Origin of the sequence: Bradyrhizobium sp. HKCCYLRH2060 (assembly GCF_051168135.1) — a bacterium.
Classification (GTDB): Bacteria; Pseudomonadota; Alphaproteobacteria; order Rhizobiales; family Xanthobacteraceae; genus Bradyrhizobium.
This window is the reverse complement of record NZ_JBNPUK010000021.1, coordinates 53790-66906: the sequence shown is the minus strand read 5'-3', so window position 1 is coordinate 66906 and position 13117 is coordinate 53790. Positions and strand designations below refer to the sequence as shown.

14 protein-coding genes are annotated in these 13117 nt (G+C 65.1%); 6 read left to right on the top strand and 8 right to left on the bottom strand.

The features are described from left to right. Positions 1–158 precede the first annotated feature (158 nt). Together ACQR10_RS29625 and ACQR10_RS29620 are read right to left on the bottom strand one after the other, a co-directional pair. Positions 159–398, bottom strand: coding sequence for a DUF7336 domain-containing protein (locus tag ACQR10_RS29625; RefSeq protein WP_316218498.1), 240 nt, complete (start codon positions 396–398; stop codon positions 159–161). 946 nt (positions 399–1344) lie between these two features. Further along, entirely contained in the window at positions 1345–1524 is a 180-nt protein-coding gene (locus ACQR10_RS29620; protein ID WP_434912165.1) for a hypothetical protein, read from the bottom strand. Between the two features lie 1151 nt (positions 1525–2675). Between ACQR10_RS29620 and ACQR10_RS29615 the strand changes: the two genes are divergently transcribed. Beyond that, positions 2676–3065 carry a DUF1236 domain-containing protein gene (locus ACQR10_RS29615; RefSeq protein WP_316182757.1) on the top strand — a complete coding sequence of 130 codons (390 nt, stop codon included), beginning with the start codon at positions 2676–2678 and terminating at the stop codon, positions 3063–3065. Between the two features lie 57 nt (positions 3066–3122). Here the strand turns inward: ACQR10_RS29615 and ACQR10_RS29610 are convergent, their stop codons facing one another. The 3 genes from ACQR10_RS29610 to ACQR10_RS29600 form a co-directional block, all read right to left on the bottom strand. Then, a complete protein-coding gene (locus ACQR10_RS29610) occupies positions 3123–3476 on the bottom strand; it encodes a VanZ family protein (RefSeq protein WP_316218496.1) in 354 nt (117 codons plus the stop codon). Between the two features lie 129 nt (positions 3477–3605). Further along, complete coding sequence (locus ACQR10_RS29605; protein WP_315805112.1) at positions 3606–4205, bottom strand: thiamine pyrophosphate-dependent enzyme; 600 nt, start codon at positions 4203–4205, stop codon at positions 3606–3608. Then, positions 4202–4753: a thiamine pyrophosphate-binding protein gene (locus ACQR10_RS29600; RefSeq protein WP_316218495.1), complete on the bottom strand. Its 552-nt coding sequence runs from the start codon at positions 4751–4753 to the stop codon at positions 4202–4204. Before ACQR10_RS29600 ends, ACQR10_RS29605 begins: the two co-directional genes overlap by 4 nt. 149 nt (positions 4754–4902) lie before the next feature. On the opposite strand from ACQR10_RS29600, the gene ACQR10_RS29595 reads away from it, so the two are divergent. Continuing rightward, positions 4903–5952 carry a hydroxyacid dehydrogenase gene (locus ACQR10_RS29595; RefSeq protein ID WP_316218494.1) on the top strand — a complete coding sequence of 350 codons (1050 nt, stop codon included), beginning with the start codon at positions 4903–4905 and terminating at the stop codon, positions 5950–5952. A 431-nt stretch (positions 5953–6383) separates the two neighbouring features. Beyond that, positions 6384–6596: a hypothetical protein gene (locus ACQR10_RS29590; protein ID WP_315805115.1), complete on the top strand. Its 213-nt coding sequence runs from the start codon at positions 6384–6386 to the stop codon at positions 6594–6596. Between the two features lie 8 nt (positions 6597–6604). Here the strand turns inward: ACQR10_RS29590 and ACQR10_RS29585 are convergent, their stop codons facing one another. Both ACQR10_RS29585 and ACQR10_RS29580 read right to left on the bottom strand, forming a co-directional pair. Continuing rightward, on the bottom strand, positions 6605–7177 hold the full coding sequence (locus ACQR10_RS29585) for a GNAT family N-acetyltransferase (protein ID WP_315805116.1): 573 nt from the start codon (positions 7175–7177) through the stop codon (positions 6605–6607). A gap of 8 nt (positions 7178–7185) precedes the next feature. Continuing rightward, positions 7186–9543 carry an Orn/Lys/Arg decarboxylase N-terminal domain-containing protein gene (locus tag ACQR10_RS29580; protein ID WP_316218493.1) on the bottom strand — a complete coding sequence of 786 codons (2358 nt, stop codon included), beginning with the start codon at positions 9541–9543 and terminating at the stop codon, positions 7186–7188. 144 nt (positions 9544–9687) lie between these two features. On the opposite strand from ACQR10_RS29580, the gene cobT reads away from it, so the two are divergent. Genes cobT through cobS form a run of 3 tightly spaced genes read left to right on the top strand, consistent with a single transcriptional unit; the run spans position 9688 to position 12052 of the window. Continuing rightward, on the top strand, positions 9688–10743 hold the full coding sequence (gene cobT / locus ACQR10_RS29575) for a nicotinate-nucleotide--dimethylbenzimidazole phosphoribosyltransferase (protein WP_316218492.1): 1056 nt from the start codon (positions 9688–9690) through the stop codon (positions 10741–10743). After that, positions 10743–11336 (top strand): histidine phosphatase family protein, encoded by a 594-nt coding sequence (locus ACQR10_RS29570; protein WP_316218491.1) that lies wholly within the window; start codon positions 10743–10745, stop codon positions 11334–11336. The genes cobT and ACQR10_RS29570 overlap by 1 nt, the downstream gene beginning before the upstream one ends. Beyond that, on the top strand, positions 11333–12052 hold the full coding sequence (gene cobS, locus ACQR10_RS29565) for an adenosylcobinamide-GDP ribazoletransferase (protein WP_316182763.1): 720 nt from the start codon (positions 11333–11335) through the stop codon (positions 12050–12052). The genes ACQR10_RS29570 and cobS overlap by 4 nt, the downstream gene beginning before the upstream one ends. Here the strand turns inward: cobS and cobD are convergent. Then, on the bottom strand, positions 12049–13101 hold the full coding sequence (gene cobD / locus ACQR10_RS29560) for a threonine-phosphate decarboxylase CobD (protein ID WP_316218490.1): 1053 nt from the start codon (positions 13099–13101) through the stop codon (positions 12049–12051). The genes cobS and cobD overlap by 4 nt on opposite strands. Positions 13102–13117: the final 16 nt, after the last annotated feature.

The following is a 13117-nucleotide window of genomic DNA, read 5'->3' as shown; positions in this document are numbered from 1 at the left end:
GGTTGAGAGTTGATGAAAGCCAGCCTTGCTGGTCCAGCTTCCGGTCAAAGTGGCCCTGAGGCATTCTGGCGCCTAATTCCGAGGAGCCCAAGAGTGGACGTTGCCAGCGCCGTCCCGGAAGGGTCCGGGACGGGCCAGAAACCGGCATCGTGCGACGTTCACTTCGCGGTCGGCTCCGTGATGAACCCTTCACTCCACCGATCCTTGTCGACCTGATATTCGTCGACAAGGAAGGCGTCCGGATAGCCGCGAAAGCCTTCAAATTGAAGTTTGCGCTGTCTTGCGGACTCTGCTTCGGCGGCGCTGCTGTAGACCCCGATGAGCTTGTCATCGGTATCGTTCTCATCGATGCCGCCTTCGAGCGGTCGGCTGTGCCAAAGCAGAAAGACCCTGCGCATCTACTCTCGTCCTTGTTTTTGGCCGCCATGAAGGTCTCGAAGTCGGACTCGGGCCTGAAGCGGGAGTTGTCCTTAGACGCTGCGAGTGACATGAAGCCACAGGATGAACAGTCCAAGCCCCGTCAGAAACCAAAGAATAAAATACAAGATCAGCTTGAAAAGATCGCTGTCACTGCGCCGATAATACGCTCGATCACGGTTGGCTATTTGCCTTTCTTCACGGATCAGCTTGCCGGTCCTCCATACGAGGGCCGATGCTCCTATCATAATCCAGAGTTGTAACAGGATGAACATGCGACAATACGCTATAGCACCTATGTCAATCAATCGGCGGGCCGAAAGTTAAACTTGATTGAATGAGCTAGAAGTCGGCCTCGGGTCAAAACATGCTTTCGGTAGTCCAATGACTTGCTTCCGATTGCCCCGGCAGGCGGACATCCCAGCTGCCATTTGAAGGTGCGGTATGAGCCAGAGTACGAGGTTATTCCTTGCAGATGCACGAGCGCGGCGGGCCGTCGGCGTACAGCTGACTCGATCATCGCGGATCTTCGATGCGATCATTTTCATGGCTTATCAATCTGAGGTCAATATGAGTGGAGCTTGATGGAAAATTGGAATGAAGCCCGATGAAGCTCAGCCGATCATCTCAGCCGTACCTTACAAGTCTCGGCATTTTGGCCATGGCTCTCGGGCTCCTCGACCCGCGCCCCGTGGGGGCTGCTGACGAGCTGCAATATTTCCACGACTGCGTGAAGCAGGAAATGCCCTCGGCTTTGCGCCGCTTCGTCATCGCAAACGGTCCAGCCAATGGTCCAGATAGACTGAAGCGCGCGGGGGATAGCGCGAGAACTGACATTGTGAATGACTTGTTTTCGGTCTGTCGGCAGCGCGCATTGGATGGTGCGCACCGCGTAGATGAGCGCTCCTACGTTGACGACGCGTAGGATCATTCTTCAAGGAGATCCCCTGGATTGTCGATCTGCAGCACCGGGCGGAGCAGCTCTTGAAGATTGATCCAGATAAGGCGTTCGAAGAGCAGGCTGTGCGCGCCTATTCCTTCTGTCTCGAGGGCGCTGCTCGCCAATTGGCTCGAACGTCCGATGACTCCATCGATGCGATCGAGCAAGAGGCCCTCGCAGGGTGTAGTAAGAACAGACGGATTGTCGTTGATACATATTCAAGTCATGGCAAGTCCTATGCTCCGGAGGCGATGACAGCTGCGGAGCAGGAGTTTCATGGTAAAGTGTCTGCGGTCGTGACGACAACTCGAAACGACCTGCGTAAGACAAAGCAGCAATAGCGGTCTCTGGGGCGGTTATTTCGAATGTCCCGCACGGCGAAAGATGCCAAGCGATCGCTTCGCCTTTGGGTCAAGCGGCCATCGGACGGCTTGCTCCGGTTCCATCCTAGAGCCGGACACGCGCGGCGCTGACATTCAGGAAGCCACTCGAGTGTGCTCTTTCCCGAGTGCCCCGATTGTCCTCCGAGCTGACAGCGACCGCTTGCTCGTCGGGCAAATCAGTCCCGGAGCTTTGCGCGCTTTAGGCTGAGCGGGCCATCAGGCGCTAGGCGGTGTCGCATCCGCACGCAAAAAATTCGGCTTCTGAATCAACTTGATAGTCCGCTGACGATCGGCAGCTCCGGAAAGGCCTTTCTTTTTCTCAGAAATCATGCATGATGCACCCATCCTGTCCCGCCGAGAGGGGCGTAGCGCGCGATCGTCACGACACGTGGGGCAGGGATGCGGTGGCCGTGAGATGTCGCAGCATGTGCTTGCGCATGCGGACGAACGACACATCACGGACGCGAAGTCGTGTGGTCCTGGCCTCCCGGTGCCGAGGTCAAGCGCGTGACGAGGGCTCTTGCCCTCGCGCGAGCGACGGGGTCAATCAGCCGGTCCCCGAGGAGAGCGCGAAGGAAGCGTTAAGACCGCCGCGCAGGGAATGCCGGTTGATCGGCTTTGCCTGTGGTACCTGCCGCCTGCATTTTTTCAGCAGGCGGGCCATGGGTGAGGCCTTCACCCGGCATTCCCTGCGCCCTCTCGATCTCATCGAAGGGCGATCGATCGCAGGACTCGGGCGTGATCCGCCGCGAGATCGCGAACCTACGCCGCTGTTTGAAACGTGGAGAGACCTCTAGCGATCTTTGTCATGTCCCGGTGCGGAGCTTCGGTTTCCGTTCCCAAGGGAATGATGAAGTTTCGGCCATTTGGAACCGGAACCGCGGGCGTTCTCTCGGTGTTGAGCGGGCACCTTGAACGCACTGGAGGAGAGAATGATGAGGACCCGTCTTGCTGTTACGCTGATCGCCACCTCGCTGCTGGCATCGACCGCCGCGTTTGCCCAGTCCACCACCGTCGAAGGCGCCGCCAACGGCGCGGCGGCTGGCGGCGCGGTCGCCGGTCCGGTTGGCGCCATGGTCGGCGGCACGGTCGGTGCGGCCGTTGGTGCCGCGGTGGAGATCCCGAACGCCGTGATCACGTCGATCGATGCCGAGCGTGCGCCGTCCGTCGTGGTGCATGAGCGCGTCGTGGTCGGCGAGCCGCTGCCCGCCACCGTCGAGCTGCGCCCGGTGCCGCGCTACACCGAGTATCGCTACGCAGTCGTGAACGATCGCCGCGTGATCGTCGATCCGCGCACCCGCCGCGTGATCAAGATCATCGAGTGATCTGACATCATCGCGCCGGAAGGCCCCGCCGCAAACCGTGGCGGGGCCTTTCTGCGTTCAGGTGGTCTGGGTGCGGATCTGGCGCGCGAGCCAGTCGAGCGCGGCGGCCAGGCCGAAGCCGATGCAGGCGGTGGTGGCGTCGACGATGAAATCCTCCAGCCGCGCATGACGCCCGGGTGCCAGGAATTGCGCCAGCTCCAGCGCCCCGATCAGGATGACCGCGATCCCTGTGGTCAGCAGCCGATGGCTGCGATAGGCGAGGCCGAAGGCCAGGCCGATCAGGACGAAGGCGAGGGCGTGCTCGCCGTCCTGTCCGAGATGGGAATGCGGCCGGTAGTTCGGCGGGCCCAGCGTCGCGAAGGCGACGGCTGCGGCGAGCAGCCAGGCCGAAAGGCGGAATACGATCTTCATGAGCTCTGCTTAGCACGATCCGGGCTGTGGGCCGGGCTCACAGCGGCTTGAGCCCCTAGTGTAGTTAACGCGGCGCGGGTCGAGGTTCATGGCGTCTCATCTTACCGCGCGGCGCCGTCGCCGGGCTTTTCAGATCGGCTGCCGCACGCCCAACCCCTGCATGAAGCGCTCGCGAATCTGCGCGGGATCGCGCCGGGTGGCGCCGACGCCGGGCTTGTCGTCGATGCGGGCCGCGATCAGCACCGGGCCGGCGGTTCCCAGCGCCAGATCGACGAGGCGTTCGAAATCCTCCTCATCTGCGGCCCAATGGCTGGCGCGAATGCCGCATCCTGCGGCAATGGCTGCGACGTCGGCCTGCCGGGCCGAGGTCGGCTGGCTGCCGGTGATCTGGTAGACGCCGTTGTCCATGACGATGATGGCCAAATTTTTCGGCGCCAGCGTCGCAATCGTGGCGAGGCAGCCGAGCTGCATCAGCAGCGAGCCGTCGCCTTCGAGCGCGAACACCCGGCGCTGCGGCTGCGCCAGCGCGACGCCGAGCGCGATCGGGCAGGCCAGCCCCATGCTGCCGAGCATGTAGAAGTTCTGCGGCCGCGGGCCCGCCGCCCACAGATCGAAATTGGTGTTGCCGATGCCGCCGATGACGGCTTCCTCATGCTTGAGCTTCGCAACCAGCCGGCAGGTAAGGTCATGGCGGTTCATGATCTTGGTGTTGAGGATCGGCGCGGTCATGCGAACACCTTTCCGCCGGTGAGCAGCGGGGAGAGGATCAGCGCCACCGGCGCCTGCGTCGCGACCGCCTGCTTGATCGAGCGGTCGACGATGAAGTCGAGCTCGTCGAGCCGCGTCATGGTGTGATGCTCCATCGCCAGCGCATCGAGCACCGGCCGCATGGTCCGGCACACCAGCGACTGGCCGACATTGAATTCGCCGAGCGTGCCGCGCTCCGACACGAGCATGATGAGCGGGATCTGGCAGGGCACGACCAGCGAGGCCAGCACGTTGGGCAAGGTCGCGAAGCCCGAGGTCTGCATCAGGAGCGCGCCGCGCCGCCCGCCCATCCAGGCGCCGGCGAGAATGCCGACCGCTTCCTCCTCGCGCGCGGTCGCAAACGTCGTGAAGAACGGATCGTCGTGCAGGCTCCGGATCAGCGGCGTCAGGACGCGGTCGGGAACGTAGGGGATGAGATCGACGTCGTTGCGCTTGAACGTCTGCAGCACGATCTCGTGCCAATTCGGCACAGCGGCTGCGGATCGCGCCGCGTCGGCATCGGCGGCCATTGCTGTTCCTCCGGTCGTCCCTGATGGGGCTCTGTTTGGTGCCGAGCTTGACGGCACCGGGACGATTGTCAACATGCCGGCCCGGCCGGTCAGGCATCCGCCTTTCAAGTCCGAAATCAAGAACCAAGATACCAGGAGGTCGCCTGTTCATGGCCGCGAATTCCAAGCGCGTCTTCTACGTCAAATATCTCGCGCACCCGATCTTCAGCGAGCTGCTCGCCGCACGCCCCGACGTCCGGCTCGACCGGCTGGAGAACGAGAGCTCCGAGGCCGAGATGGCGCCGATCCTCGCGGCGGCCCACGCCTACCAGATCGGGGCGGCCCGCGACGAGCTCGCGCCGCGCTTCCATGTCGATGCAAACCTGCTGCGCCGCGCGCCCAACCTGCTGATCGTGTCCAGCAACGGGGCGGGATACGACCCCGTCGATGTCGAGGCCTGCACCGCGGCCGGCGTCCTGGTCGTGAACCAGTCCGGCGGCAACGCCCATTCGGTGGCGGAGCACACGCTCGGCATGATGCTGACCCTGTCGAAGCGCATCATCCAGTCCGACCGCCGGCTGCGCCGGGAGGCGGACGTCAACCGCAACGATCTGATCGGCAACGAGGTGCAGGGGCGGACGATCGGCATCGTCGGACTTGGCAATGTCGGCCGCCGGGTTGCCGAGCTGTGCCGCGGCCTCCTCGGCATGACGGTGCTGGCCTATGACCCCTATCTCTCGTCGGAGGAGATCGCGGCCCGCGGCGCGGAGAAGGTGGACCTCCATGACCTGATGCGGCGCTCGGATTTCGTCTCGATCAACTGCCCGCTGACGAGAGACAGCCGCGGCATGATCGGCGCCCGGGAGTTTGCGCTGATGCAGCCGCATGCCTATTTCGTCACCACCGCCCGCGGCTTCATCCACGATGAGGAGGCGCTGTTCGCTGCTCTGAGCGAAAAGCGCATCGCCGGCGCTGGGCTCGACGTCTGGGCCAAGGAGCCGCCGCCGCCGGATCATCCGCTGCTCCAATTCGACAACGTGCTGGCGAGCCCGCACACCGCCGGCGTGACGCGGGAGGCGCGGCAGAACATGGGCCGGATCGCGGCCGAGCAACTGCTCGCCGCGCTCGACGGCGGCCGGCCGCCGCGCCTGATCAATCCCGAGGCCTGGCCGCGCTACAGCGCCCGTTTCCGCGAGGCGTTCGGATTGGCGCCGGGCTAGCCGGGAGAGGGGGAGTTGCGGGGAGAAGATTTCATGCGTCGCAAGCCGCGGGGTGGTAATGAATCTTCTCTCCCGGGCGGCTGCGGCGACGTGGACATTGCTATTTTCCGCGCCGTCTCGACAGCCCGGCGGCGGCTGATCATTTTTCCAGAGGCGCCATGAGCTTAGGCCATTTTTTTCGCTCGGCGCGGAAGGGAAACTGGTCCGATGCGCCGGCTGAACGCCATCCTGAAGTCGACCCACGGCCGCGTCCGTCGCGCCGTCTCGCAGTTCGTCGCGATTGCCGCCGCAAGCCTGCCTTCGGTCGGAGCCTGAGCGCCGGTTCCACGAGCTGCGTCAAATATTTGCGGCGGCCGCTTGATATCGGTCAACAGCGGATGGAGAAGCGCGCTAACATCTCCTCGATCACTGCGTGAGAGGCAGGAGGTTGCATGTCGCGCTACGTCATCCATTTCCTGAAGGACGTGCTGGGCGAGAATGGCCGCCAGTGCGAGATTTGCCAGAGCACGCTGGAGGTTGAGGCCGACAGCGAAGGCGAAGCCGCAGAAATCGCAAAGTCCAGGTTCTGCGAACAGCAGGAGCTGCGCGACTGGTCGCTGCACGCCGACCGCATCGAGGTGAAGGCGGCCGACTTTCCCTCCTGAGCTGCGGCTCAGCGGCTCAGCCCAGCCGGTGCATCGCGGGCCCCGGGGCCGAGCGAGCGCTGCACCATCACGGTGTCGCACCAGCGGCCGTAGCGGTAGGCGACGCCCGGCAGCAGCCCCACTCTGGCGAATCCGAAGCGTTCGTGAATGCCGAGCGAGGCGACGTTGTCGGCGTCGATATAGCCGATCATCTGCCGATATCCCGCCGCGGCGGACGCATCGATCAGCGCCTGCATCAGCAGCCGGCCGACACCACGGCCGAGATGCTCATGGTGGACATAGATCGAATGCTTGACCGCGAACCGATAGGCCGGCCGCTTCCTGAACAGGACGACATAGGCATAGCCCACGACCTCGCCGCGGAATGTCGCAACCAGATGCGGCAGGCGATGATTGCGCAGATTCTTGCGCCGCTGCTTGAGATCGTCCGGCTCCGGCGCGCCGGAACCGGGGGCGCTGTCCTCGACCCCGCGGCGGACATGCCGCCGGTAGATCGAGAGCATGGCCTCGACGTCCTCGTCGCGTGACGGCCTGACGAGGACCGGCGGCTCGGTCTCGCCAGCCGTGATCGTGCTGTCCATGGTTCGAATTACTCTGCGCAGACATAGGTATGGAGCCGGATCCGGCCGGACTCGTCGAGCTCCTTGTACAGCCCCTGGATCTCGACGTCGAAGCCGGGATAGGCGTTGAACGCCCGCTCGAACATCTTGAGGTAATCGATCATCGGCTGGGCGCGCGCGGAGAGCCGCTCGCCCGGAACGATGGTGGCGATGCCCGGCGGATAGACCACGAACGGCGTCGTCGCAACGCGCCCGGCGATCTGGTCGATCGGCAGGTAATCGACCTCGTTGCGCATCAGTGCACGCGCTGCCTCGCGCGGCGACATCGCGATCTCCGGCAAATGCTGCGGCTGGAACTGCTTTGCCTGCAGCGCGCTCACCTCGGCCTCGCGATAGAACCGATGCATCTCGCCGCAGAGGTCGCGCAGCCGCAGCTTGCCGTAGCGCGCAAAGCGCTTCCGGGTGAACTCCGGAATGGCGTCCTCCAGCAGCACGTTGTCATCGTGGAGCCGCTTGAAGGCAACCAGGCCGCTGATCAGGGTTCCGGCCTTGCTGGCCTCGACACCCGGCGTCAGCAGGAACAGCAGCGAGTTGAGGTCGTTCTTCTCCGCCACGATGCGGTTCTCGCGCAGATATTGGGCGACGATCGGCGCCGGGATGCCGTGGTCGGCATAGCCGCCGGTGGCGCGATCAAAGCCTGGGGTCAGCAGGGTCAGCTTGTTCGGATCGGTCATGGTGAAGCCGGCGGCGAGATCCGGAAAGCCGTGCCATGCGGCCCCGGGCGCGAGCTGCCAGAGGGACGCGTCGGTCGCGAGCTGGTCGGTCGAGATCGCCTCCCAGGCCACATCGTGGCTGGCTCCGGGATTGGCCGCATCGGGAATCGAGACGCGATCCGGCACGAACGGCTCGAAGAACCAGCGCCGTGCCGGATCCTTCTCCTTCTCCTCGAATTCCCTGCGCATCGCCCGGATCTTCTTGCGCAATTCGATGCCGAGCCGGATCGTGTCGTCCCACAGCACCTCGCCGGAGCGGCCCTTCATCATCTGCGCGCCGACGTCCAGCGAGGCGAACAGCGGGTAGAACGGCGATGTCGAGGCGTGCTGCATGAAGCTCTCGTTGAAGCGCCGATGCTCGATCCGCCGCCGCTGCCCCTTGATGTGGCGGTCCTTGACGTGGATCTGCGAGGCCTGGGAGAAGCTCGCGAGCTGCTTGTGGGTCGATTGCGTGGCGATGATGCCTGGTGCGTCGGGTCCGAGATCGCCGAGGCCCATGGCGAAGCGGCCGGCATAGAGCGGGTGGAACTTCATGAACCCCGCCCAGGCCTCGTCGAACATGATGTAGTCGCAGAGGTGGCCGATCCGCTTCAGGATCATCTCGGCGCTGTGGATCGTGCCGTCATAGGTGCACTGCTCGACCACCGCGACGCGGAACGGCCGCTCCTTGCGCCAGGCGTCGGGGTCCTTCACCAGCGGGTTGTCGCGGATTTGTTGCCGCAGGTGCTGCTCGTCGAGCAGGTCCCAGCGCATCGGGCCGATCAGGCCCCAGGGGTTGCGAACTGTCGGGACGTAGATCGGGACGCCGCCCGAGATGAGCAGCGCACCATGATGGGCCGCCTTGTGGTTGTTGCGGTCGAACAGCACGAGGTCACCATCGGTGACCAGCGCGCCCAACACGACCTTGTTGGAGGTCGAGGTGCCGTTGAGGACGAAATAGGTCTTCTCGGCGCCAAAGATTTGCGCCGCTTCCTTCTGCGCGCGCAGCGCCGGTCCCTCATGGGTCAGGAGATCACCGAGATCGAGCACGGAATTGTCAAGGTCGTCGCGGAATACGGCTTCGCCGAGATGCTCGACGAAGATCCGGCCGATCGGGCTGCGGCTGTAGAACACGCCGCCATTGTGTCCGGGACAGGTCCAGAGCTGGTTGCCTTCCTCGGCATAGTCGACCAGTGTGCCGAAGAACGGCGTCTTCAGCGTCTCCGCGTATTGCTTCAGCCGGCTGATCAGGTTCTTGGCGATGAAGGCGGGCGTCTCCTCCGACAGGAAGACATAGCCGTCGATGAAGTCGAGCACCTCGACCGGCAGATCCTCGAACCGCTTGCGGCGGATCAGGAGGATGATCGGGAAGTCCAGTCCGCGCCGGCGCATCAGATTGATCAGCGACGCCGTCTTGCCCTCCAGTCCCTTCTTGCCCCAGTCGACGACCATGCAGCCGATCGCGGCATCCGTCTGCACCGCGATCTCGGCGTCCTCCAGCTTGCGGGCGCGCACCACCTCGAAGCCCGAGCGCTGGATCTCCTCAATGATCTGGTTGAAGCGGACGCCGGCGAGATCGTCGGTCTCGAACACGGGCGCGGCGAACAGGAAGGTGAAGCGGCGGAAGTAATCCATGAGCGTCTTTCGGGCTGGGTGGGGCAGCCACCTGTCGTCACGTTCGATGACGGTTCGATGACAATTGGGCGCCTCACGGAGCTTGTCTCGGCCGTCTCGCGGTGGCAATCGTCCCGAACCCGAGTGACGCTGAAAGGATCCGCGGTGCTTCCTGAATGGATCAGCCTTGATTGTGCGGCCCCGTCCGAACTCCACCGGCAGGCGGCGCTGGAACGCCAGGCGCAGTTGACCAAGCCGTTTGGCGCCCTTGGGCGATTGGAGCAGGTGGCGGTCGAACTGGCGGCGCTGCAGGCCCTGGAACGGCCGGGGGCCGACAGGGTCCCGGTGGTGCTGTTCGCAGGGGATCACGGCATCGCGGCGCAGGGCGTGTCGGCCTATCCGCCGGAAGTGACGGTGCAGATGCTGCACAACTTCGCGGCCGGTGGTGCGGCGATCTCGGTGCTGGCGCGCAGTCTGGGCTGCCCGCTTGAGGTGGTCGACGTCGGGACGCTGGCGCATGAGCCGGTGCCCGGCGTCGTCGTCGACAAGCCGCGGCGCGGCACCCGCGATTTCAGCACCGAGGCGGCGCTGACGCCGGAGGAGGTTGCGTTCGCGGCCGAAGCCGGACGGCGGGCGGTGGTGCGGCAGGCCGATCACGCGCCGCAACTCGTGATCTTCGGCGAGATGGGGATCGGTAATACAACGTCGGCGGCGGCGATCGCCGCCGCGCTGCTATCCTGCGCGTCCGCCGATATCGTCGGCAGCGGCACCGGGCTCGATGCCGACGGGCGGGCCAGGAAGGCGGCGGTGATCGACGATGCGCTGCGGCGACACGGGCTCACGGCTGGGACGGCGGTCGCGGACGTCCTGGCCGCGGTCGGCGGCTTCGAGATCATCGCGATGGCCGGGGCGATCGTCGCCGCCGCGCAGCGGCGCTGGCCGGTGCTGGTCGACGGCTTCATCGTCTCGGTCGCGGCGCTGGTTGCCGTCCGCCTCAATCCGTCCTGCCGTGCGTGGCTGCTGTTCTCGCATCGCTCGGCCGAACGCGGCCACGCCATTGTGCTCGACGCGCTCGGCGCGCGTCCTCTGATCGACCTCGATCTGCGGCTCGGCGAGGCCTCGGGCGCCGCCACTGCGCTGCCGATCATCAGGCTGGCCTGCGCGCTCCACGGGGGCATGGCGACCTTCGCGGAGGCCGCCGTCTCGGGAGCCAAGCCCTGATGCGGATCGATCTGCTGCGGCACGGGACGACGGGGCGGGACGGCCATCTCGACGGCCGTACCGACCCGCCGCTCAGCGACCTCGGCTGGGATCAATTCCGGCGGCAGACGCAGAGCCGGATCTGGCGCAGCGTTGTCAGCTCGCCGTTGGCGCGCGCACGTGCGGCGGCGGAGGACTATGCGCGACAGGCCGGCTGCGCGCTGGACATCGATGCGGACTGGAGCGAGCTCGATTTCGGGCACTGGGACGGGCGAAGCCGCCGTGACCTCGCCGCCGAGCCCGGGGGGAAAGGTTTGCTCGACGCCTTTCATGCTGATCCCACAGTCCGGGCACCGGGCGGTGAGAGCTGGGTCGATCTGCGAGCGCGTGTCACGCGCGCGACTGATCGCATTCTGGCAAAGTCCGGGCCTGCGCCGGTTCTGGTGGTGACGCATGGCGGCGCCGTGCGTGCCGCGCTGTCGCATCTGCTCGGCTGGCCGCTGCGCCAGCTATGGAGCCTGCGTATCTGTCCCGGCACGCGGATCACACTCGAAGCCGGGCAGGGCGATGATGGTGTAGCTTGGGGCGAAATCGTCGAGATCATTCAGCCATGACGCTTCGTGAATTCTGGATTGCATTGCAGTTCCTGACGCGGCTGCCGACCCCACGCGTCGCGGAGTCGCGACCGGACGATCTTGCGCGGGCGTCGGTCTGGTTTCCGGCCGCGGGACTGGTGATTGGCGCCTGTCTGGCGCTGATCGCCCGCCTTTTTCATGAGGCCGATCCGTGGATCGTCGCGCTGGCCGTGCTGGTCGCCTGGATCTGGATCACCGGCGCGCTGCATCTCGATGGGCTCGGCGACGTCGCTGATGCGTTCGGCGCCGCGCATGGCAAGCCTGAACGCTTCATCGCCGTGCTCGGCGATCCCCATGCCGGCAGCTTCGCCGTCGTCGCGATATCGCTTCAGATCGCCGCCAAGCTGGTGCTGATCGCCGAGCTGGCCACGGGCCCGACGGCCTGGGTGCTGCTGCTGATCCCGGCTTGGGCACGGCTGGGAACGCTGGTCTGCACCAAGACGCTGCTGTCGCTGAAGCCGGGGCTCGGCGCGAGCGTCGCGAACAGCGTCGGTTGGAATGTCATTATCGCGTGGGGCGGCGTGCTCGTGATCGCCGCGCTGGCCGGCGCGGTCCCGACGCTGCTCGCCATCGTGCTCCTGCCGGCGGTCGCATTCTATTGGCAATGGCGGCTCGGCGGCATCACTGGTGATTGCCATGGCGCCAGCATCGAGGTCACGGAAACGCTGCTGCTTGCCGCCTGCGTGCTCGGCTAGAAGGCGCCGCCGAGCGCCTGCGCCAGCCGCTGCCACTCGGACTCATCGCCCGGCAGGCCGAAGCGCAGCCAGTTCGGCTGAGCCGGAAAACGCCGGACGTGGATGCCGTGCCGGGCGAGCCGCTCGGCCAATGCGGCAGCATTCGCGTTCTCGACCAGCCTGAACAGGGGTGTTCCGCCAAGAGCCCTGGAACCGAGGCTGTGAATTTGGCAGCCGGACGCGGTCAGCATCGTATCGAGCCGTTGTCCGTCGGACACCAGCCTCACGCGTGCGTCCCGCAGCCATTGGTCGTCAGCCAGAGCAATCGAACCTATCGCAAGCGCAGGTCCAGACACGGCCCATGGACCCAGCGCACGGCGCAATTGATCGGCCAGGTCCTGGGAAGTTATGGCAAAGCCGAGCCTCAATCCTGCCAGGCCGTAAGCCTTTCCGAACGATCGCAACACCAGAGTGGCTGGTGGCAAGCTCGGAATCAGGCTCGCCTCCACGGGACAGAAATCAGCAAAAGCTTCGTCTACCACAAGCAGGCTGTTGCGACGCGCGAGCGTCACGCCGAGCAAGTGGAGCGTGGCGCGTGGCAGCAATCGTCCAGTGGGATTGTTCGGGTTGACCACAATGGCGACGTCTGCTTCCGCCAGCGCATCGACCTTGTCGACCAAACGCACTCGGTGACCGCAGCGGCGCCAGCAGAGCTCATGTTCTTCGTAGGTCGGCGCAAACACAGCGACCGAACTCGAAGCGCGCAGGCGCGGCAGAATCTGCAGCAGCGCTTGGGTGCCTGCGGCCGCAACAATCGATGCGGGTGTCTGCAGGCGGTACCGTGCAGCGGCAACGGACAGCAGCGCGTCCTCGTCGGGCTTGCTGGGCAACCGTGTCCAGCTCTCAGCCGGGACCGTCGGCACGGGGTAAGGGATCGGATTGATGCCGGTCGACAGATCGATCCACGGCAGCGGTGCGTCCGGGTAGAGACGGCTGACCGCAGCGAGATCGCCGCCGTGAAGGATCGCTTCCGGCTCATCCTTATGCGTGCTAGTCGCTCTGTCGTCCATCTCGTTCCTTTACATG

Bases quoted from the DNA above. Each gene is read 5' to 3' on its own strand.
- ACQR10_RS29625 (WP_316218498.1), bottom strand. From the start codon at position 398: ATGCGCAGGGTCTTTCTGCTTTGGCACAGCCGACCGCTCGAAGGCGGC.
- ACQR10_RS29615 (WP_316182757.1), top strand. From the start codon at position 2,676: ATGAGGACCCGTCTTGCTGTTACGCTGATCGCCACCTCGCTGCTGGCA.
- ACQR10_RS29610 (WP_316218496.1), bottom strand. From the start codon at position 3,476: ATGAAGATCGTATTCCGCCTTTCGGCCTGGCTGCTCGCCGCAGCCGTC.
- ACQR10_RS29605 (WP_315805112.1), bottom strand. From the start codon at position 4,205: ATGACCGCGCCGATCCTCAACACCAAGATCATGAACCGCCATGACCTT.
- ACQR10_RS29600 (WP_316218495.1), bottom strand. From the start codon at position 4,753: ATGGCCGCCGATGCCGACGCGGCGCGATCCGCAGCCGCTGTGCCGAAT.
- ACQR10_RS29595 (WP_316218494.1), top strand. From the start codon at position 4,903: ATGGCCGCGAATTCCAAGCGCGTCTTCTACGTCAAATATCTCGCGCAC.
- ACQR10_RS29590 (WP_315805115.1), top strand. From the start codon at position 6,384: ATGTCGCGCTACGTCATCCATTTCCTGAAGGACGTGCTGGGCGAGAAT.
- ACQR10_RS29585 (WP_315805116.1), bottom strand. From the start codon at position 7,177: ATGGACAGCACGATCACGGCTGGCGAGACCGAGCCGCCGGTCCTCGTC.
- ACQR10_RS29580 (WP_316218493.1), bottom strand. From the start codon at position 9,543: ATGGATTACTTCCGCCGCTTCACCTTCCTGTTCGCCGCGCCCGTGTTC.
- ACQR10_RS29570 (WP_316218491.1), top strand. From the start codon at position 10,743: ATGCGGATCGATCTGCTGCGGCACGGGACGACGGGGCGGGACGGCCAT.
- cobS (WP_316182763.1), top strand. From the start codon at position 11,333: ATGACGCTTCGTGAATTCTGGATTGCATTGCAGTTCCTGACGCGGCTG.
- cobD (WP_316218490.1), bottom strand. From the start codon at position 13,101: ATGGACGACAGAGCGACTAGCACGCATAAGGATGAGCCGGAAGCGATC.